Below are 20784 nucleotides of genomic sequence, written 5' to 3' on the forward strand. Positions count from 1 at the left end.
GGAGAATGAAAAAATGAGTAAAAGGATTCCTGTAACAGTATTAAGCGGATACCTGGGGGCGGGTAAAACGACGCTGCTGAATCACATATTGCAAAACCGCCAAGGGCTGAAAGTCGCCGTTATCGTTAATGACATGAGCGAAGTCAACATTGATGCCGGGCTTGTCAAGCAAGGCGGCGGCCTGTCAAGGACGGATGAAAAGCTGGTCGAAATGTCAAACGGCTGCATTTGCTGCACACTCAGAGAGGACTTGCTGGTTGAAGTCGAAAAACTGGCGAAGCAAGGAAATATCGATTATATCGTGATCGAATCGACCGGTATCAGCGAACCGATCCCGGTCGCTCAGACGTTCTCTTACATCGACGAAGAATTGGGTATTGATTTGACGCGGTTCTGCCGTTTGGACACAATGGTCACGGTGGTCGACGCCAATCGTTTTTGGCACGATTTTCAGTCGGGGGACAGCCTGCTGGACCGGAAAGAGGCTGTCGGTGAAGAGGATGAACGCGACATCGCCGATCTGCTCATCGATCAAATCGAGTTTTGCGATGTGCTGATTTTGAATAAATGCGACCTTGTCTCCGAGGAAGATCTGGAAAAGCTTGAGAAAGTGCTGAAAACGTTGCAGCCTAAAGCAAACATCATCAGAGCGGTCAAAGGAGAGGTCGATCCGAAGGTCATCTTAAACACCGGTCTTTTCAATTTTGACGAAGCAAGCGGCTCAGCAGGCTGGATCAGGGAATTAAACGAAGGACACCACCAGCATACGCCTGAGACTGAAGAATACGGAATATCTTCGTTTGTATACGAAGCGCGCCGTCCTTTTCATACCGAGCGGTTTTATAACTGGATTCATTCGCTGCCGGAAAACGTCGTCAGGGCGAAAGGAATCGCCTGGTGTGCGACGCGCAACAGCCTTGCCCTTTTGATGTCGCAGGCAGGGCCATCCGTGTCGCTGGAACCGATCTCTTATTGGGTGGCCGCGCTGTCCAAGGCGGAACAGGAGCAAATCCTCAGACAGAATCCAGAGCTATTAAAAGAATGGAATGAAGAATTCGGAGACCGCCACACAAAGCTCGTCTTTATCGGATTGGATCTGTCCCCGTCAGAAATTACCGCCGAAGCGGATCGATGCCTTTTGACAGATTCGGAGATGGCGGACGACTGGTCGCTTTTATCTGACCCGTTCGATTGGCAGATTGAAAGAGCTAGATAAATGAATTTCCACATTAAGACAAAAGAGATATCTCTTTTGTCTTTTTTTATTTCAAACAAACCGGTGTTTTGTACACCATGTTGACATATCAGGAAAGGAATACTAATATTTTATTGTAATGTTAACTTAAATTATTTAAAGGTTAACATATGAGTGCGGTGTTTAGAGGGGGGATGAAAGCATGAAGGGAGAAGCGTATTACAGTGTGAGAATGAGAGCCTCCGAGAACGGTCCCCATGAAGAGGGGGGAAAACACATATCCGGAGGAGAGCGGCTTGCGCCTTTCATCGGTGTAAAGGATGCCGTCAGCGATTTATTGGAAAAAGCATTGTCTCATTCGCGGGGCAAGCCGGACTTTATGCAAATTCGCTTCGATCTTGTAAATGAACCGATAAAGTTTGTCCAGCCTCTGCGCATTGAAACGAATGAAACAAAATCAGCGGAAGAAGGACAAGCGCTTGCCCGTAAGCTGATCAGCCGCGCCGGCGTACCGAAAAACGCGGTAGACAAAGCGTTTCAAGGCATTGCCGAATACTCGGACGTAAGGGGCGCCGTTTTGTTTGACATTCATTCAGGCCGGAGGATTGACGGAAGAAAACAAAAAGGAGTGCGCGTCTCACGGCTCGATTGGCCGGAAGCCGATTTTCAAATGTGGGCGGCTTTGTGCGGAATGCCGCCGAATCCGCGGTTGAAAGAGGCGCTTGCCATCGCTTCTAAGGTATGTGAGCATCCGGCTGTCGTCGCCGAATTATGCTGGTCAGATGACCCTGATTACATAACGGGCTATGTTGCCGCTAAAAAGCTGGGTTATCAGCGGATAACAAGGATGAAAGAGCATGGAGACGAGAGCGGCTGCCGGATTTTTTTTGTTGATGGATTAACAGATATCAAGAGCTGTATAGACGGCTTGGAAAAACAGCCTGTATTCATTCGGTCGGGAGGTAAAACATGAATCAATCATTCGTTGAAAAAAGCAAAAAATATCTTTGGCTGCCTTTTACCCAAATGAAAGACTATCACGAAAACCCGCTGATCATCGAAAGCGGGGAGGGCATCAAACTGAAAGATATCGACGGCAGGGAGTACTATGACGGATTTTCTTCAGTATGGCTCAATGTCCACGGCCATCGCAAGAAGGAACTGGATGAAGCCATCAATAAACAGCTCGGCAAAATCGCTCATTCGACATTGCTGGGGATGACAAATGTTCCGGCGACAGAGCTTGCCGAGGTGTTAATCAAGATCACGCCGGAAAAGCTGACGCGTGTTTTTTATTCGGACAGCGGCGCTGCAGCAATGGAAATCGCGCTGAAAATGGCCTTTCAATATTGGAAAAACATCGGCAAGCCGGAGAAACAAAAATTCATTTCGATGAAAAACGGCTATCACGGCGATACGATCGGCGCTGTCAGCGTCGGTGCGATCGAGCTCTTCCACCATGTATACGGGCCGCTTATGTTTGAAAGCTTTAAGGTAAATGTTCCTTACGTATACCGCTCGAAAAGCGGCAACCCGGACGAGTGCCGCGATGAATGCCTCGCAGAACTCGAACAACTCCTGAGCGAGCGGCACGATGAGATCGCCGCGCTGTCGGTCGAATCGATGGTCCAAGGGGCATCGGGGATGATCGTGATGCCTGAAGGATATTTGGCAGGGGTCCGGGAGCTTTGTACGAAATATGACGTTTTAATGATTGTCGATGAAGTGGCAACAGGATTTGGCCGAACCGGGAAAATGTTTGCCTGTGAGCATGAACGTGTTCAGCCTGACTTGATGGCGGCTGGAAAGGCCATTACCGGAGGCTATTTGCCGATCGCCGTAACGTTTGCGACAGAGGAAATTTATCAGGCATTTTATGATGACTATGACAAACTGAAAACGTTTTTCCACGGCCATTCGTACACGGGGAACCAGCTTGGATGTGCCGTTGCTCTGGAAAATTTGCGCCTGTTCGAATCGGAAAAAATCGTCGCTCAAGTTGCGGAAAAGTCGAAAATAGTGGAATCGCTTTTTCATGATCTGGCAGCGCTCCCTCATGTCGGCGACATCCGCCAGCTCGGTTTAATGAGCGGGATCGAACTCGTTCAGTCGAAAGAAACGAGGCAGCCTTATCCGCCTGAAGAGCGAATCGGATACCGGGTGTCTTTGAAAATGAGGGAGCTTGGCATGCTGACGAGGCCGCTCGGGGATGTTATCGCATTTCTTCCTCCGCTCGCTAGCACCGCCGATGACCTGCGCGCCATGGTGTCCATTATGAAAGAAGCGATTCAAGAGGTTACAGGCTGTGCACATTGACGAATGGCTCAGCAGTCGGCTCGCTAGGACGAAGGCAGCCGGGCTTTACCGCTCGCTTAAACCGCCTCAAGCTGTCGCGGAAGCGAAACGTACGAATTGGGCGTCAAACGATTATTTGAGCCTGGCGAACGACAAACGGCTGGTTCACGCCGCAGAAACGGCGCTTCGCCGCTTTGGAGCCGGGAGCACAGGGTCAAGGCTGACGTCCGGCAATACCGAATGGCATGAAAAACTTGAGCGGAAAATCGCCGGTTTTAAGCAGACAGAAGCCGCTCTCTTGTTTTCAAGCGGATATTTGGCCAATATCGGCGTGCTTTCGTCTTTGCCTGAAAAAGGAGACGTCATATTGAGCGATCAATTGAACCATGCGAGCATCATCGACGGCTGCCGCCTTTCAAAAGCTGATACGGTTGTTTACCGCCACACGGATATGAATGATCTTGAAGAAAAACTCCGCGCCGCACAGAGCCGTGCTCGCCGCTTTATTGTGACAGACGGCGTGTTCAGCATGGACGGCACAATTGCGCCGCTTGACGAAATCATGCTCCTTGCCAAGCGGTACCGGGCCTGTGTTGTCGTTGATGATGCCCACGCAACAGGGGTTTTGGGAGATGCCGGCAGGGGAACGGGCGAGTATTTCGGCGTCTCCCCAGATGTTGTGATCGGCACGTTAAGTAAAGCTGTAGGCGCGGAAGGCGGCTTCGTCGCGGGCTCTAAAGCATTGATCGATTTTTTGCTGAATCATGCGAGAACGTTTATCTTTCAAACGGCTGTCCCGCCCGCAAGCTGTGCGGCGGCATGCAGAGCTTTAGACATCATTAAAGACAGCCGGGATAAACGCCGGCTTTTGCAATCATCGGTGACCACGATCAAACGGGGTCTCGAGGATATCGGGTTTACGGTCAAGGGAGAAGATACGCCGATCATACCCGTTATGATTGGAGACCCTCAAAAAGCCGTTCGATTTGCAAACGGCCTCAAGGAGAAAGGGATTGAGACCCCGGCCATCCGCCCGCCGACTGTTGCGGAAGGAGAGAGTCGGATCAGGCTGACCGTCACCGCAGACCGCAAGTTAAGAGATATTGAAGCTCTATTAGAGGGGTTTAAATTAGTGGGAAGAGAGTTGAACTTGGTGAAATGAAGGGTTTTTTTGTAACGGGAACTGATACGGGAGTAGGGAAGACGTTTATCGCTTGCGGCCTTGCCGCTTTGTTGAAAGAGCAGCATGTTGATGTCGGCGTGTTCAAGCCGTTTTTGAGCGGAGAGCTTAGCAGCGATCCGCAGAGTGATACAGCACTTTTGAAGAACAGCTCTGAAACATCTCTCGCTGATGAGGAGATCACGCCTTTCGTGTTTAAAGAGCCGCTTGCACCTTACACAGCAGGGAAGCTCGAAGGGAGGACCGTCGGGCTGGAAGATGCCGTGAACCATTGGAAAAAGATTAAGGATCGGCACGATTGCTACATCGTCGAAGGGGCAGGCGGGATTGCGGTGCCGCTCGGAGAGGATTATTTCGTCAGCGACTTGATCAAAGCGCTCGATTTGCCGGCTGTCATTGTGGCCCGTCCCAATCTTGGAACGATCAACCATACGTATTTAACCGTCCAATACGCGAAACAAATGGGGATACGCGTGATCGGCATCGTGATCAACGGCATCAGCAGCCGGCCCGGACTTGACGAACAGACGAATCCGGACATGATTGAAAGATTTTGCGGTGTGCCGCTCCTCGGCGTTACGCCGAAGCTTGAAGACGTTTCACCAACACAAATTCACCACATGATCAAGGAGCATGTCGATGTTTCCTTGATTATGAATCAAATGCAAATGGGGGCAGAAATATGAATCAGTGGATGGAACTTGCAGAACGGGTCCTGGATGGCGGAGAAGTAACTGAAAAAGAGGCGCTTTCCATCTTGGAATGTCCGGATGACGACGTTCTCCTGCTTATGCATGCTGCATTTCAAATCAGAAAACGCTACTTTGGAAAAAAAGTAAAGCTCAATATGATTATGAATGCAAAATCCGGACTTTGTCCGGAAAACTGCGGCTACTGCTCGCAGTCTTCGATATCAAAAGCGCCGATCGACAGCTACAGGATGGTCGACAAAACGACCCTGCTTGAAGGTGCAAAGCGTGCGCACGATTTAAATATCGGAACGTACTGCATCGTGGCGAGCGGCAGAGGCCCGTCCAACAGAGATGTCGATCAAGTGGTCGGCGCCGTTAAAGAAATTAAAGAAACGTACGGCTTAAAAGTCTGTGCATGCCTCGGACTGCTAAAGCCCGAACAGGCCGAGCGGCTGAAGGAAGCCGGAGTAGACCGGTACAATCACAACATCAATACATCAAAAAGCAACCATTCAAACATTACAACGTCCCACACGTATGATGACAGAGTAAACACTGTGGAAACAGCCAAAAAATCCGGCATGTCCCCATGCTCGGGCGTCATTGTCGGGATGAAAGAGACGAAGCAGGATGTCGTCGATATGGCGAATAGCTTAAAGGCGCTTGATGCAGACTCAATTCCGGTTAATTTTTTACATGCGATCGACGGAACTCCGCTGGAAGGGGTCAATGAATTAAATCCGCTTTATTGTTTAAAGGTTTTGGCTTTGTTCCGCTTTATCAACCCGACAAAGGAAATCCGTATTTCAGGGGGGCGCGAAGTCAACCTCCGCTCCTTGCAGCCGCTGGGGCTGTATGCCGCCAATTCGATCTTCGTCGGAGACTATTTAACAACGGCAGGGCAGAATGAAACAGAGGACCATAAGATGCTCCATGATTTAGGATTTGAAGTCGAATCGGTGGAAGAAATGAAAGCCAGTTTACAGCAGTAACACGGGGGAGATATAACATGACGACAGAACTGCACGAGGCAGGGCCGCGTCTGAAATCGGACTCGGATTTTTGGAGAGATCCATATCTGTTTTACGATAAACTGCGGTCCGTTCATCCTGTATATAAAGGAACCGTTTTAAAGCATCCGGGATGGTATGTCACCGGATATGAAGAAGCGGCGGCGATTTTGAGAGACGCGGTATTTAAAAACCGCGTTCCTCTCCCTGAAGCCTCTACAAAATATGAACAACTTCACGAATTGCAGCGGAATATGATGCTGTTTCAAAATGAGTCCGGCCATAAGCGGATGCGGACGATTGTCGGCAAAGAATTCATGCCGCAGAAGACGGCATCTTTCCGTCCTGTTATAGAAGAAATCGTCCATGAATTGCTCGATCAGCTTGAAAACAAGAAGATGGCTGACATGGTATCCGAATTCGCCTTTCCTTTGGCAAGCCTTATCATTGCCGACATGCTCGGCGTCCCCGCAGAGGAGAGATATCAATTCAGGCAATGGACGGCGGATCTCATTCAAACGATCGATTTGACCCGCACACGAAAGGTGCTGGCAAAAGGCGGGGATACCGTTGCCAAGCTGACGGCGTATTTTAAAGATTTGATTGAAAAGCGAAAAGCTCATCCTTCTCAAGACCTGATCAGCACATTCGCCGGTCATGAGCAGCTCGCCGAAGATGAAGTGCTTGCGACGTGCATTCTGCTTGTGATTGCCGGGCACGAGACGACGGTCAACCTTTTGACGAACGGATTGTTTTTGCTCATGAACCATCCCGGCCAGCTCAGCGCACTGAAAGAAAATCCGCTGCTGATTGAGTCAGCCGTTGAAGAATGCCTGCGCTATGAAAGTCCGACACAGCTGACAGCGCGCACCGCGTCAGAGGACTGTGAAATCAACGGGAAGATCATCGAAAAAGGAGAGCGCATATACATCCTTTTAGGCGCCGCCAACCGCGATCCGAAGATATTTCAAAATCCGCATGTATTTGACATCACGAGAAAACCGAATCCGCACCTTGCCTTTGGAGCCGGTGCACACGTATGTTTAGGCTCGGCATTGGCGCGGCTCGAAGCGCAAATTGCCATTCCCGCATTGTTGGAGCGGCTGCCTAAGTTGAAGCTTGCTTCAACAGACATTCCATTTCGCAGGTTAATCGGCTTTAGATCGCTGGCCGAGCTGCCTGTCATCCTCAATTAAAGACAAAAAAGGGCTGGCTTACAGGTGCCGGCCCTTTTTAATCTTTCTTTTCATTTTGCGTGATATAGGTTTCCAGAAGCGTTTTTAATTCTTTAACCTCCGCGCGCAGTTCTTTGATTTCTTTTGTATCCTCTTTCAGCTCGCCTGTCTCATCTTCTATTTCCTGAGAAATTTTTTGTGCATTATTCACGATTTCCCCGACGATCAAGTTGATCATAATGAAAGTCGCAATGATGATAAATGAAACGAAATAGAGCCATGACCAGCCGCTCTCGGCAAAAATCGGCCTGAATATGCCGCTTGCCCACGATTCGAGCGTAAAGGTTTGGAACAGTGTCAGAAGGCTGAGCTGCAGGTTGCCGAAGTATTCCGGCGCGATAGCAGAAAAGAACATCGTACCGATGACGGCGTACACATAAAAAATGATGCTCATCAGAATAATGACGCTGCTGATAGTCGGAATCGCCATAAACAGCGCATTGACGATCCTTCTTAATGAGGGAACGGAAGTGATCGTCCGCAGCACCCGCAGCACCCGGAAGATACGGAGAACGCTGACGAAATTCGTATTGTAAAGAATCAAACTGCCGGCGACGATTACGAAGTCAAAAACGTTCCAGTTGTTTTTAAAAAAGTGCTGTTTTTGAACGAATAGTTTAAGAGATAGTTCGATGACAAATATCGTTAAAAACAAACAATCCACAATAAAAAATACTTTTTGATAAGGTTTAAAGAAAGCGTAAGTTTCCAAACCGATCGAGATGGCATTCAACACAATGACCGTCGTTATGAATGACTGAAACAGCCGGCTTTCAATCAATGCCGAAACTTTACTTTGAACTGAAAATCGATTTTGATGAGTGTTCACTCTGATTATTTGTCCTCCTGTTTATTTGTCCATTTCTATGATACGTTACAGCAGCAGGATGATGTCAAGTCAGTTCTTTTTTTTGTATCGAAAAACTTAACGTTTACGTAAAAGTATAATAGTAGTATAATAGAAAAGAAGAAAAATCTCGGGGGGATATGGACGTGGAGTGGATGAAGATTGATCAAATGGCCAAGCGAAGCGGCCTGACGAAAAGAACGATCCGCTTTTACGAAGAAATCGGTCTGCTTTCTTCACCGAAGCGGACGGAAGGCGGTGTCCGTCTTTACTCTGAAGACGATCTTGAAGAGCTTGAAAGAGTGATCAGCGCGAAGGAAGTGCTGGGATTCTCGCTGCAGGAGCTCCAGCAGTTCATGGAAACGGGCAAGCACTTGGAGATGAATAAAGAAGGATACCTTTTATCGCTGGACAAACGGGAACGAAAAGAAAAGCTCGAAGACATTCAGAGGATGCTGAATGAACAGATGAGAATGATTGATGAAAAAATTGAGAAATTTCAATCATTCAAGAAGCGCTTGGAGGGTATGCAGGCAAAAGCTGAGAATGCGCTTCAATCAATTGATTAAACAAGAAAAACGCTATTTTTATAGCGTTTCTTTATTTGCAAAGAAAGGTTTGATAGATCATGAATGAACAACCACCTGAGAACTCAAGTATGTTTAAACAGCCAAAAGCGGTCTGGGCCGTGGCCTTTGCCTGCGTGATCTCGTTTATGGGGATCGGGCTTGTCGATCCGATTCTGCCGGCGATTGCGCGGCAGCTGCATGCTTCCCCCAGCCAAGTTTCGCTTTTATTTACAAGCTATCTGCTAGTCACAGGTTTCGCCATGCTTTTATCAGGCGCCGTATCGAGCCGGATTGGGGCAAAGCTGACGTTAATCAGCGGCTTGATCCTGATCATCGTTTTTGCAGGCTTGGGCGGGCTTTCGCATTCCATTTCTCAGCTCGTCGGCTTTCGCGGCGGCTGGGGACTCGGAAACGCCATGTTTATCTCAACTGCGCTTGCCGTCATTGTCAGCGTGGCATCTGGCGGAAGCGCAAAAGCCATTATTTTGTATGAGGCGGCTTTGGGATTGGGCATTTCGGTTGGACCGCTTGCCGGTGGAGAGCTTGGCACAATATCGTGGAGAGCGCCGTTTTTCGGCGTATCGGTTTTAATGGCGGCTGCTCTTTTGGCCATCTTTTTTCTTTTGCCGCCTGTCCAAAAGCCGCGGAAGAAAATTTCCGTCAGCGCGCCGATCAAAGCGCTTCGTTATAAAGGTCTATTGACGCTTTCAGGGGCCGCATTCTTATATAACTTCGGTTTCTTCACCCTGCTTGCATATTCGCCGTTTGTTCTTGACTTAAATGAACGGGGCCTCGGCTACGTCTTTTTCGGCTGGGGGCTGTTTCTTGCGATCACTTCCGTTTTCATCGCTCCGGCCGTACAGCGGATCTTTGGAACCGTCCGCTCGCTGATCTTTCTGTTTATGCTGTTTGCAGCTGATTTGCTCGCGATCGGGATTTGGACGGAGCACATGGCGCTCGTCATCGGGGCGATCATCATAGCCGGAGGGATTCTGGGCATGATCAATACGATTTTGACAACAGCGGTGATGGAAGCTGCGCCTGTCGAACGGTCTGTCGCTTCATCTGCCTACAGCTCCATCCGGTTCATCGGCGGGGCCATTGCGCCTTGGATCGCCGGTGTGTTAGCCGATCATTTTAATGCGCATACTCCCTATTTTGCAGGATGCATCGCCGTGCTTGCCGGCATGGCTGTTTTGACTGGAGGCCGCCGTTATTTGGCAGGCATCAAAGCCGGTCATTAATGAAAAAAGCTTGTTTCCCTAAAAGGAAACAAGCTTTTTTTGTTTATAAAACTTTCGTTGTCCATGACTCGCAATTCCATGTTTCTGTCGCGATGTCCATATAGAATTCAGGTTCGTGAGAGATGAGCAGGACGGAGCCTTTATATTCTTTCAAAGCTCTTTTTAATTCTTCTTTTGCTTCAACATCAAGGTGGTTTGTCGGTTCATCGAGTACAAGCAGGTTCGTTTCCGAATTGATAAGCTTGCATAGTCTGACTTTTGCTTTTTCCCCGCCGCTTAATACGGATACCCTGCTTTCGATATGCTTTGTCGTCAGTCCGCACTTCGCCAGAGCCGCGCGGATTTCGTACTGTGTAAAGGACGGAAAGTCGTTCCACACTTCTTCTATGCATGTGTTGTTGTTGGTCTCTTTGACTTCCTGCTCGAAATAGCCGATATGAAGGTGTTCGCCGCGTTCGACTTCTCCCGACAGCGGTGAAATTTCACCCAGAAGGCTTTTCAGCAATGTCGTTTTTCCGATGCCGTTGGCTCCGTACAGAGCGATCTTTTGGCCCCGCTCCATTCTCAAGTTCAGCGGACGGGACAGCGGCTCATCATAGCCGATGACGAGCTCTTTCGTTTCAAAAATCAGCTTTCCGGATGTTCTTGCTTGTTTAAAATGAAATTCAGGCTTCGGTTTTTCCGAAGGGAGCTCGATCATATCCATTTTATCGAGCTTTTTTTGCCGGGACATCGCCATATTTCTTGTGCTGACGCGCGCTTTGTTGCGGGCGACGAAATCTTTCAGCTCCGAAATCTCCAGCTGCTGTTTCTTGTAGGCTGCTTCAAGCTGCTGTTTTTTCACTTCGTATACTTCGCGGAATTGGTTGTAGTCGCCGACATAGCGGGTCAGCTCCTGGTTTTCCACATGGTAGATCAAATTAATGACGCTGTTTAAAAACGGAATGTCGTGAGAAATCAAAATAAAGGCGTTCTCGTACTCCTGCAAATAGCGTTTCAGCCATTCGATATGCTGTTCGTCCAGATAGTTTGTCGGCTCATCGAGCAGCAGGATGTCGGGCTTTTCCAAGAGTAGTTTGGCAAGCAGCACCTTTGTCCGCTGGCCGCCGCTCAAATCCGCGACATCCCTGTCAAGGCCGAGATCGTTAAGCCCGAGGCCGCGGGCGATTTCTTCGACTTTTGCGTCAATCGCGTAAAAGTCGTTGTTGGTCAGGGCGTCCTGGATCGTTCCGACTTCTTCGAGAAGCTTTTCAAGCTCATCGGGGTCAGCCTCGCCCATTTTTGTGTAGATGGCATTCATTTCTTCTTCCATCGCAAATAAATAATGGAAAGCGTTTCTGAGCACGTCGCGGATTGTTTGTCCGCGCTCAAGTGATGTATGCTGGTCAAGATAGCCGACCCGGACCTTTTTGGACCATTCGACTTTTCCTTCGTCAGGCTCAAGTTTGCCTGTAATGATATTCATGAAGGTCGATTTTCCCTCGCCGTTTGCTCCGATGAGACCGACATGTTCGCCTTTCAGCAATCGAAAGGATATATCATGAAAGATCGCCCGGTCGCCAAAACCGTGGCTCAGCTTTGTGACTGTAAGTAAACTCATGTTTTGCACCTCAAAAAATATAATCTGTATTCTATAAGATTATATCGAACTCAGAGGGAACAATAAAAGAAAAATTGCGCAGCCGCTTTTGTTTTGAGATACTAGGAGCAGAATCAACCTGATAAAAGGAGAAAAACATGACAGAAAGATGGCCATTTTTAAATAAAGCAAAACCGTTTATTCAAGAAAACTGGAAGGCATCGGGCTTTCAAGAGCCGACGAGTGTCCAAAAAAATGCAGTCGATCTGATTTTGGACGGGCGTGACGTGATCGCCGAGTCGCCGACTGGAACGGGCAAAACGCTCGCTTACGTCCTGCCGATTCTGGAAAAGCTGGAGGCGGATCAAAAGAACGTGCAAGCTGTGATTTTGGCTCCGTCCCGCGAGCTTGTCATGCAGATTTTTGATGTGATCGTCGAATGGAAAAAAGGCTCGGATATCAGAGCCGCTTCCCTGATCGGCGGCGCCAATGTCAAAAAGCAGCAGGAAAAGCTGAAAAAACACCCGCACATCATTGCGGGCACACCTGGACGCGTATTTGAGCTGATTAAAATGAAAAAACTGAAAATGCATGAAGTGAAAACGATCGTCCTTGACGAAACCGATCATCTGCTTACACCGGAGCATCGCGGGACGATACAAAGCATCATCAAATCGACGCTCCGCGACAGGCAGCTCCTCTGTTTTTCGGCGACTTTAAAAGACGACGCCGAACGCGAGCTCCGCGACATGACGACAGAAGCGGAAGTTCTCAGGATCAAGAGGTCGAAAGAAGAATCTGCAAAAATCAAACACCAATTTCTCGTATGCGACCAGCGGGATAAGGTGAAGATCCTGCAAAAATTCTCGCGGCTTCCAGGCATGCAGGCGCTCGTCTTTGTCAAAGACATCGGCAACTTAAACGTGTATGCCGAAAAGCTCAAATTTCATCATGTCGACATCGGCGTCCTTCACAGCGAGGCAAAAAAAATCGAGCGCGCCAAAATATTGCAGGCATTTGAAGCAGGCGAATTCACGCTGCTTCTCGCGACCGATATCGCAGCGCGCGGAATCGACATCGAAGATCTCCCTTATGTCATCCACGCCGATTTGCCAAACATTGAAGGCTATATCCACCGGTCGGGAAGGACGGGAAGAGCGGGGAATGAAGGAACCGTGATCAGCCTTGTCAACCGCATTGAAGAGGAAAGGCTGAAAAAGCTGGCGAAGAAGCTTGAAATCCCGCTTCAGCGGATCGTGTATGAAAGAGGACGGATTATTGAAAGATAAAAAAGAGGCCTGCTGCCGGCAGGCCTCTTTTTTATATGAATGCTCAGGCATTGTCGGAATCGGCGACTTTGATCAGCTGTTTGCCGAGGTTTTTTCCTTCAAACAAGCCTAAAAATGCCTCAGGTATCCGCTCGAAACCTTCTGTTATCGTTTCCTCATATTGAAGCTGCCCGCTTTTGACCCATTCGGCGAGCTGTTTGGTTCCTTCAGGAAAGCGGTCCCTGTAATCGTTGACGACAAATCCTTTCATCAGGGCGCTTGTTTTAATTAAGGCCGTTTGTACACGCGGCCCCATATCATCTTCTGCGCTTTTGACGTTATAAGAAGAAATCGCCCCGCAAACCGGAATTCGTGCAAACTTATTGAGCAGGGGGAAGACAGCATCTGAAATCGTGCCTCCGACGTTGTCAAAGTAAACATCGACACCGTCCGGACAAGCTTGTTCAAGCGCGGAGGCCATATTTTCCGTTGTTTTATAATTGATTGCTTCATCAAAACCGAGCTTTTCTTTTAAGTATGCCGTTTTTTCGTCAGAGCCTGCAATACCGACGACTCTCGCCCCTTTGATTTTGGCAATTTGTCCGACGGCGGAGCCGACTGCTCCGGCGGCACCGGAGACAACAACCGTTTCACCGGCTTTTGGCTGTCCGATGTCCAAAAGTCCGAAATAAGCCGTCAAACCGGTCATGCCGAGAATCCCAAGAAAAGCGGTAACAGGCGCGAGGGACGGATCGATTTTCTGCAGATTGTCTTCGCGAACCGCTGAATACTCCTGCCAGCCCAAGCGGCCCAAAACAATGTCCCCTTTTTTGAGCTTGTCTCCTTTTGCAGATATCACTTCGCCGATCACGCCTCCGGTGATTACTTTATCAAGCGGAAATGGCTCGACATAGGATTTCGTGTCCTGCATTCTTCCCCTCATATAAGGGTCCACTGAGACATAAAGCGTTTTTACAAGCACTTCACCGTTTTTTGCTTCCGGAATTTCCGTTTCTTTTATGCGAAAATCGCCCATAACAGGTATGCCCTGCGGACGTCTTGCGAGTTCAATTTGTTTTTGCGACATAATGATTCCTCCTTTTACTTATAACTTACCACGTAAAAAAGAGGTTTAGCAAAAGATCAGCGGGTTGCATGAAAGGTTTTTTTCAGCACAGAATCGGGCAGAAAAAGATGAAAAACATCAGCATTTCTTTCATTTAAAAGATATTGATTGGCATTTTCTCTCGAAAATTGAAACATGTCTTTTGTGATAAAAGGAAGCAATGACAGGAGATATGAAGAGAGGAGGTCTTCGGTGCTGCTTGCCGTTCTCCTTTCTTCCGGATCGCCGATGTTCATGATGATTGAAAAGACGTAATCGATATTGATGCCGAATCGTCTGGCGGCAAAAGATTCAAATCGATGAGTATCAACTTCTTGATGACCTTCCCTTGAAAAAATCTGCTTGACCAAATCGCTAATGATCCATGCGTTATATTGCTGTTCCGGTGAAAAATAATACACGCTTCAATCACCCCATCTCAAAGCCTTGTCTATTTGTAATGTACCTGAATTGGCAATCCTTTCAAACGTTTTGTCTGAAAATTTATAACAATTGTAACATTGAAATGAAAATGTCATGACAGAGCATTCATCCGTTTAGCCGCGTAAACAAAGGGTAAGTGTTAAATACAACATGAAAAAAGGGAGGAGATTCATATGAAACCAGTAGTAAGACAATATACTAATGATGAAAAACTGATGAAGGATGTTGAGGAACTCAGGGAAATCGGAGTTGCAAGAGAAGATATTTACGTTCTGTCACATGATGACGACCGTACTGAAAGACTTGCGGACAACGCGGATGCCAATACGATCGGAGCCGAAGAGACAGGCCTTAAAAATGCCGTGGGTAATATCTTCAACAAAAAAGGGGACGAACTCCGCAATAAAATTCATGAGATCGGCTTTTCAAAACAGGAAGCAGAACAATTCGAGAAGCAGCTTGATGAAGGAAAAGTCCTCCTCTTTGTCACGGATCATGAAAAAGTGAAATCTTGGGTATAAATTGAGACTGCCGACAAGGTCGGCAGTTTTTTTAATAAAATAAAATTTGAATGATAGCAGGAAAGGAGTAGAATAATAAACGAAAACGATATGAATAGGAGGAAAAGGTTTTGGCTAAAGAAAAAGATGCAGAACAAAAATCGGCATTGAACATCATTCCTCTTGCGGTCACGATTTTAGTCGGAGCGGTGATTTGGTTTATTCCGTCGCCCGCCGGATTGGACCCGAAAGCATGGCACTTATTTGCAATCTTTGTGGCAACGATTATCGGCTTTATTTCAAAACCGCTGCCGATGGGGGCAATCGCCGTATTCGCATTGGCGGTCACGGCGCTGACCGGAACGCTGTCGATTGAAGAAACGCTCAGCGGTTTTGGAAACAAGACGATTTGGCTGATCGTCATTGCCTTTTTTATTTCACGGGGATTCATTAAAACCGGTTTAGGTGCGCGAATCGCCTATTTATTTGTGCGGATGTTTGGCAAAAAAACACTCGGACTCTCGTATTCACTTCTTGTCAGCGATTTGATTTTGTCGCCGGCGATCCCGAGTAATACCGCACGGGCCGGGGGAATTATTTTTCCGATTATCCGTTCGTTATCCGAAACTTTTCAGTCAACGCCCAAGGACGGCACGGAACGGCGCATTGGCGCTTTCTTGCTGAAGGTGGGCTTTCAGGGGAACTTGATCACTTCAGCGATGTTCTTAACGGCTATGGCGGCAAACCCGCTGATTGCCAAACTTGCCCATGATGTGGCAGGTGTGAATCTGACCTGGACAAGCTGGGCTGTGGCGGCCATCGTCCCGGGACTTGTCAGCTTGATCATCACCCCGCTTGTCATTTATAAACTGTATCCGCCTGAGGTGAAAGAAACACCTGATGCGGCGAAAATCGCAACAGAGAAGCTGAAAGAAATGGGCCCGTTCAAAAAATCGGAACTCTCGATGGTCGCGGTCTTTTTGCTCGTCCTTTTTTTATGGATTTTCGGCGGAAACCTGAAAATTGACGCAACGACAACGGCATTGATCGGTTTAGCCGTCCTGCTTTTGACACAGGTTCTGACGTGGGACGATATTAAGAAAGAGCAAGGCGCATGGGATACGCTGACATGGTTTGCCGCGCTCGTCATGCTGGCGAGCTTTTTGAATGAACTCGGCATGGTCGGCTGGTTCAGCGATGCGATGAAATCGTATGTTTCAGGATTCTCCTGGGTCAGCGCATTTCTCATTTTAATTGCGGTTTACTATTATTCGCATTATTTCTTTGCGAGTGCAACCGCTCATATCAGCGCGATGTATTCGGCCTTTCTCGCCGTGATTATCGCTGCAGGCGCTCCGCCGCTCCTCGCAGCATTAAGCCTTGCGTTTTTCAGCAACCTTTTTGCTTCGACGACACACTACGGAGCTGGAGCGGCACCCGTCTTTTTCGGGGCCGGCTATATTCCACAAAGCAAATGGTGGTCAATCGGCTTTATCCTGTCGATTGTTCATATTGTGACATGGCTTGTTGTCGGAGGGCTATGGTGGAAATTGTTGGGTATATGGTAAAATGAGGGGCAGGAGAGATCCTGTCCTTTCTTTTATGTCCATTTCGATGCTGTTGATTTGAAATTCCACACTTGCGGTTAAAAGTCGTAATAAATTAAAAGCTTTGGAATTAGCCTATCTATCATCATATATCCGTTTTATATTAGTTATTTCTTTGAAACAAATGATGGATATAGAAATCTAATTTATGCATTGACTTACATTATTTTTCATATTAACCTAATATATGACAGATCTGTTTCTGATTGGACAATCAAAAAGAAGATAAAAAGGAAGAGGGGATTATTTATGAAAAGATTATTAAAGAGAAAGAAAATATTTGGTACTTTCTCTGTGGTAGCTTTGGTCTTTATTTTCGGCTTTAGTACGGTGAGTTTAGCTTATAATGAGCCATATTCTTTCAATATCCGATCAGCAGTAACTGGAGAAGCTAAACATAAACTAAGCAATAAATCTACCACTATAACTGCTAGTGCAAGAACTATTAAGGCTGAAACTGGTGAAACTCTGTCACAAACTCATAAATATACTGTCACAATTAGCAAAGGAGTATTTACTAGCTACAGTACCGGTAGATTAACCACCGGAAAAAGTTATAGCAAAAATGTAGGAAAAGTGGCTAAAGGAACTTACAGAGTTAATGTTACGAAACACACATATTCAGATTACGGAATTAATATAAAAGGTGGAGGAAGGATTAAACAATAAGAATATTATGAGACAAGATAATAAAATTATAATATCGACAAATCAAGTAACAAAAACATATGGGGAGGGTGCTTCATTATTTAATGCGTTGCACCCTACTACTCTTTCTATAAGCAAGGGTTCAATTAATGTAATCTTAGGGAAAAGTGGATCAGGTAAAACAACTTTGCTGAGTCTTCTTGGTGGCATGGAGGAACCTACCAACGGCCATGTGTGGTTTGAACAGCAAAATTTTTACAAATTAAAGGATCCTGAACAAGCTAATATTAGAGGCAATAATTTCGGTTTCATTTTTCAAAATTATCATTTAATACCTGAAATTTCAGTGTTTGATAATATTATCCTACCACTAATGATTAATAAAAAGGAAAAAGACATTTCGGACATTAAGAAACTGACAAATATTTTAGGGATTGGGCACAAGTTGAAATCTTTTCCTTTCCAACTGTCAGGTGGTCAGCAACAAAGAGTTGCTATTGCAAGAGCAATGGCAAATGATCCAGAAATCATTTTTGCGGACGAGCCTACTGGTAATTTAGATCAAAAAAATGCGGAAAAAGTTATTGAACTTTTAGTTTCTTTATGCAAAGAATTTGATAAAACATTAGTGATTGTTACACACGAAGAGAACTTGATAGAGAGGCCAGATCAGCTTTTTTTAATTGAAGATGGACGAGTCAAAACTTTATAAAGGTGTTGAAATATGTTTTGGGTTAAATTAGCTTTTAAGTCGTTGTTCCAAAGAAGAAAAATATCTTATTTAATGGTTTTAATAATCTCTATCTCAATGGTCTTTCTTATTATGGTGAACAGCGCTACAGAAGAAATTCTGAAATACACAAAAGAAAAGGCCTATGAAAAATATGGTGAGCATCATGCTATAATTAACAATCTTAGTGAAAAGGAGTTCAAAGAGTTAAAAGGAATACATAGTGTAAAAAAAGGAGGAGGAATTTTTTTAGTTGGTTACACTGAAGATTTTAATGAATCTTCAGTCGGAGCTTCTATTGGATGGTTTGACAAAAGTGCTTTAGAATTAGGGCATATACATATTTTACATGGGAGGATGCCTGTACACAAAAATGAGATTGCCATTGAATCATTTTTAACTGACTCTTTTAAAACAAATGACGTTATTGGAGCGGATGTTAAATTAAAAATAGGTGCTGTTGAGGAAGTTTATCAAATAGTAGGTATTGTGAATAACTATTCCTCAAATTGGTCTACTCCAATAAATATAGAAAAAGGAAAGAATACATATCCAAATGTTTTTATAAGTCCGACAAAATTTAATGCAGATAAGCACATTGATATACAAAAAAGTTTTATCTTTTCACTTCAAAATGAAAATGTAGAAAAGATCGAACAAGAAATAAATGAAAATTTTGAGCAACATTTGTCTAGCCCTGAACAATTATATGAAAATGAGAATCTTTTTAATGAAGGATATAAAAACTATAATAGGATTTTCTATATATGTTTATTTTTTTCGATCATTCTAATATTTGGTTCGTTGTGTTGCTGTTTTCGAATATTTGAGGTGTTCTATCAGAATTACCGGCAAAAAATTGCGATACTGAGATCCCACGGAGCAAAAAAAAATCATATAAGGCTTCTTGTTTTTTTTCAGAGTACCATTATTGTTTTAGTGAGTTTCTTAATATCTTTTCCTGTTGGGGTGTACTTGAAAAAGATATTAAATCATCAAACATATCGTACTGAAAACTACAGTTCTTCACCTCTGTTGGAATCTACTCTGTTCGTCACGATTTGGCTCACCTTATTATTTTTTTCATTATGTATAACAGCACTAATTGTAACGGAAAAAATAAGCAAAGAAACAATTCATACTAATTTAAAAGGGAATCCGCTTATAGCAAAAGGATACCGTGTTTATCAATTTATAGAAAAGTTTCCTTTTAAATTGAAGTCTTTGGTGATTCAACTTACGTTTCGATGGAAATCTTCTATATTATTTATTGTTATACTGTCTTTCTCGATCATGATTTTTTTCTTCACCCAGTTAATAGCCGATGAAACAATTGAAAAATCCGAAGAAACAACACCGGATTTTATACTTTCATCTAAGCAACTGACTGCTGAGGAACATGTAAATGGCTATATTATCGAAACCAATCAATCTGTTTCTTTTGATTATAAAAGTGTAGAAGATCTTCAACGCTTGCCAGGAGTTGTTTATATTGATAAAGTTCCAAACTCCCTAGGGAGCACCTTGCTCCTAACCAAACAACAACTTTCACCCAATATTAAATCTTGGATAAATACCTATAAGCTGGAGAATATAAATGTTGAAATATCTGAGGACACAATAGATAATTTAGTACCAAATAATCTTATACCTATTCCTAACGTGAATTTTGTATTAGTGAATGACAGTGAACTTAAACATCTCCAACGCATGTATAGTTTTGATGAAAGTTCCGTAAGGAAAGTGAAAAAATCAAGATCAGCCTTTATTTTCTTTCCTGAAATAAATCAAAAAGAAATGAATAATAAAATTATAAATGGAGACGAAGTGAAAATCGGCAGGATTGCATATTCTGATGAAAAAAAACCAAAATTTGAAAATTGGGATTTGAAGGTAGAACGGATTATCTTGTCTCCTTACTTGATGAAACAAAATCAGATTTCTCAAGAACGTGAGGGAATTACAGTTTTAATTTATGAAGAAGTGGCTAAAAAAATTGGGGTTTTTGATGGCTATAAAGAATTGACAATATATACTGACCATTCAATTTCTAAACAAAAAAAGAAGGGGATTATTAATAAGACGAAACAAATGGTTTCATCAATTCCTGGAAGTCTGTATTATTCAGAAACAGAAGATAATAAGAGACTTGAGTCAATTTCTAATTATCTATCCATACTTGGGACTGTGTTATTTGCGGTTACTGCATTTTACTCTGTTTTAACATTAGCTGCAACAATGTATTCTAGAATCATTCAAAGAAAAGCTGAAATTGCAATTAATCGAGCTTTTGGAAAAAGCGTCACAGCCGTCTTGAAAGACCTGATAATTGAAATGACTATTTATTTAATATTAGCTTTTCTTTTAAGCGGAACGATCATTCTTTTTCTTACATTATCAATGCCTGAAAACTATAATAATTATAATTATTTCAAATATTATTTTTATTCAGTTGCTTTCACAAGTACTTTATCTTTGATTTCACTGTCTATCTTATTTTTTGTATTGAAAAAAATAAGTATTTCTGACGCTTTAAAAACTAAGGAAGAATAGTTTGGTAATTAGTGTTTATGAGCTATGGTGAAAATCCACAAAACTTGTTAGTATAGTGACTAAAAATAAAGGTGTGAATTTTA

The 20784-nt window shown here is 44.8% G+C and carries 19 protein-coding genes; 15 read left to right on the forward strand and 4 right to left on the reverse strand.

What is annotated here, in order from left to right:
- Positions 1 to 13 precede the first annotated feature (13 nt).
- From MKZ04_RS21025 to MKZ04_RS21055, 7 genes are all read left to right on the forward strand, one after another.
- Entirely contained in the window at positions 14 to 1216 is a 1203-nt protein-coding gene (locus MKZ04_RS21025; protein WP_145625439.1) for a GTP-binding protein, read from the forward strand.
- Between the two features lie 181 nt (positions 1217 to 1397).
- The gene (gene bioW, locus MKZ04_RS21030) at positions 1398 to 2168 is read left to right on the forward strand and encodes a 6-carboxyhexanoate--CoA ligase (RefSeq protein ID WP_341046965.1); all 771 of its coding nucleotides are present in this window, start codon (positions 1398 to 1400) and stop codon (positions 2166 to 2168) included.
- Entirely contained in the window at positions 2165 to 3511 is a 1347-nt protein-coding gene (gene bioA, locus MKZ04_RS21035; protein ID WP_341046966.1) for an adenosylmethionine--8-amino-7-oxononanoate transaminase, read from the forward strand. Before bioW ends, bioA begins: the two co-directional genes overlap by 4 nt.
- Entirely contained in the window at positions 3501 to 4652 is a 1152-nt protein-coding gene (gene bioF, locus MKZ04_RS21040; RefSeq protein ID WP_341046967.1) for an 8-amino-7-oxononanoate synthase, read from the forward strand. Before bioA ends, bioF begins: the two co-directional genes overlap by 11 nt.
- Complete coding sequence (gene bioD, locus MKZ04_RS21045; RefSeq protein WP_039073287.1) at positions 4649 to 5356, forward strand: dethiobiotin synthase; 708 nt, start codon at positions 4649 to 4651, stop codon at positions 5354 to 5356. The genes bioF and bioD overlap by 4 nt, the downstream gene beginning before the upstream one ends.
- Positions 5353 to 6354 carry a biotin synthase BioB gene (gene bioB, locus MKZ04_RS21050; RefSeq protein WP_039073286.1) on the forward strand — a complete coding sequence of 334 codons (1002 nt, stop codon included), beginning with the start codon at positions 5353 to 5355 and terminating at the stop codon, positions 6352 to 6354. The genes bioD and bioB overlap by 4 nt, the downstream gene beginning before the upstream one ends.
- Before the next feature lie 17 nt (positions 6355 to 6371).
- Complete coding sequence (locus MKZ04_RS21055) at positions 6372 to 7568, forward strand: cytochrome P450 (protein ID WP_341046969.1); 1197 nt, start codon at positions 6372 to 6374, stop codon at positions 7566 to 7568.
- Positions 7569 to 7605: 37 nt separating this feature from the next.
- On the opposite strand, the gene MKZ04_RS21060 is transcribed toward MKZ04_RS21055, so the two are convergent.
- On the reverse strand, positions 7606 to 8436 hold the full coding sequence (locus MKZ04_RS21060; RefSeq protein ID WP_035336980.1) for an ion transporter: 831 nt from the start codon (positions 8434 to 8436) through the stop codon (positions 7606 to 7608).
- Positions 8437 to 8600: 164 nt separating this feature from the next.
- Between MKZ04_RS21060 and MKZ04_RS21065 the strand changes: the two genes are divergently transcribed.
- Both MKZ04_RS21065 and MKZ04_RS21070 read left to right on the forward strand, forming a co-directional pair.
- Positions 8601 to 9023 carry a MerR family transcriptional regulator gene (locus MKZ04_RS21065; RefSeq protein WP_003179703.1) on the forward strand — a complete coding sequence of 141 codons (423 nt, stop codon included), beginning with the start codon at positions 8601 to 8603 and terminating at the stop codon, positions 9021 to 9023.
- 59 nt (positions 9024 to 9082) lie between these two features.
- Positions 9083 to 10267, forward strand: a complete 1185-nt coding sequence (locus MKZ04_RS21070; protein WP_145929718.1) for an MFS transporter — start codon at positions 9083 to 9085, stop codon at positions 10265 to 10267.
- A 43-nt stretch (positions 10268 to 10310) separates the two neighbouring features.
- On the opposite strand, the gene MKZ04_RS21075 is transcribed toward MKZ04_RS21070, so the two are convergent.
- On the reverse strand, positions 10311 to 11867 hold the full coding sequence (locus tag MKZ04_RS21075; protein ID WP_161513118.1) for an ABC-F family ATP-binding cassette domain-containing protein: 1557 nt from the start codon (positions 11865 to 11867) through the stop codon (positions 10311 to 10313).
- Between the two features lie 137 nt (positions 11868 to 12004).
- Here MKZ04_RS21075 and MKZ04_RS21080 point away from each other — a divergent pair, with 137 nt between their 5' ends.
- Positions 12005 to 13135: a DEAD/DEAH box helicase gene (locus MKZ04_RS21080; protein WP_023855766.1), complete on the forward strand. Its 1131-nt coding sequence runs from the start codon at positions 12005 to 12007 to the stop codon at positions 13133 to 13135.
- A gap of 43 nt (positions 13136 to 13178) precedes the next feature.
- On the opposite strand, the gene MKZ04_RS21085 is transcribed toward MKZ04_RS21080, so the two are convergent.
- A complete protein-coding gene (locus MKZ04_RS21085; protein ID WP_105980804.1) occupies positions 13179 to 14207 on the reverse strand; it encodes an NADP-dependent oxidoreductase in 1029 nt (342 codons plus the stop codon).
- A 50-nt stretch (positions 14208 to 14257) separates the two neighbouring features.
- A complete protein-coding gene (locus tag MKZ04_RS21090) occupies positions 14258 to 14641 on the reverse strand; it encodes a YfmB family protein (RefSeq protein ID WP_020450523.1) in 384 nt (127 codons plus the stop codon).
- 195 nt (positions 14642 to 14836) lie between these two features.
- Between MKZ04_RS21090 and MKZ04_RS21095 the strand changes: the two genes are divergently transcribed.
- The 5 genes from MKZ04_RS21095 (at position 14837) to MKZ04_RS21115 (ending at position 20701) form a co-directional block, all read left to right on the forward strand.
- Positions 14837 to 15184, forward strand: a complete 348-nt coding sequence (locus MKZ04_RS21095; protein WP_026578903.1) for a general stress protein — start codon at positions 14837 to 14839, stop codon at positions 15182 to 15184.
- Between the two features lie 110 nt (positions 15185 to 15294).
- A complete protein-coding gene (locus tag MKZ04_RS21100) occupies positions 15295 to 16731 on the forward strand; it encodes an anion permease (RefSeq protein WP_039073282.1) in 1437 nt (478 codons plus the stop codon).
- Positions 16732 to 17019: 288 nt separating this feature from the next.
- Positions 17020 to 17439: a hypothetical protein gene (locus MKZ04_RS21105; RefSeq protein ID WP_026578901.1), complete on the forward strand. Its 420-nt coding sequence runs from the start codon at positions 17020 to 17022 to the stop codon at positions 17437 to 17439.
- Positions 17417 to 18130 carry an ABC transporter ATP-binding protein gene (locus MKZ04_RS21110; protein WP_341046976.1) on the forward strand — a complete coding sequence of 238 codons (714 nt, stop codon included), beginning with the start codon at positions 17417 to 17419 and terminating at the stop codon, positions 18128 to 18130. The genes MKZ04_RS21105 and MKZ04_RS21110 overlap by 23 nt, the downstream gene beginning before the upstream one ends.
- A gap of 12 nt (positions 18131 to 18142) precedes the next feature.
- Positions 18143 to 20701, forward strand: coding sequence for an ABC transporter permease (locus tag MKZ04_RS21115; RefSeq protein WP_026578899.1), 2559 nt, complete (start codon positions 18143 to 18145; stop codon positions 20699 to 20701).
- Positions 20702 to 20784 lie beyond the last annotated feature (83 nt).

It is taken from the genome of Bacillus sp. FSL W7-1354 (genome assembly GCF_038002405.1).
GTDB classification, from domain to species: Bacteria; Bacillota; Bacilli; order Bacillales; family Bacillaceae; genus Bacillus; species Bacillus paralicheniformis.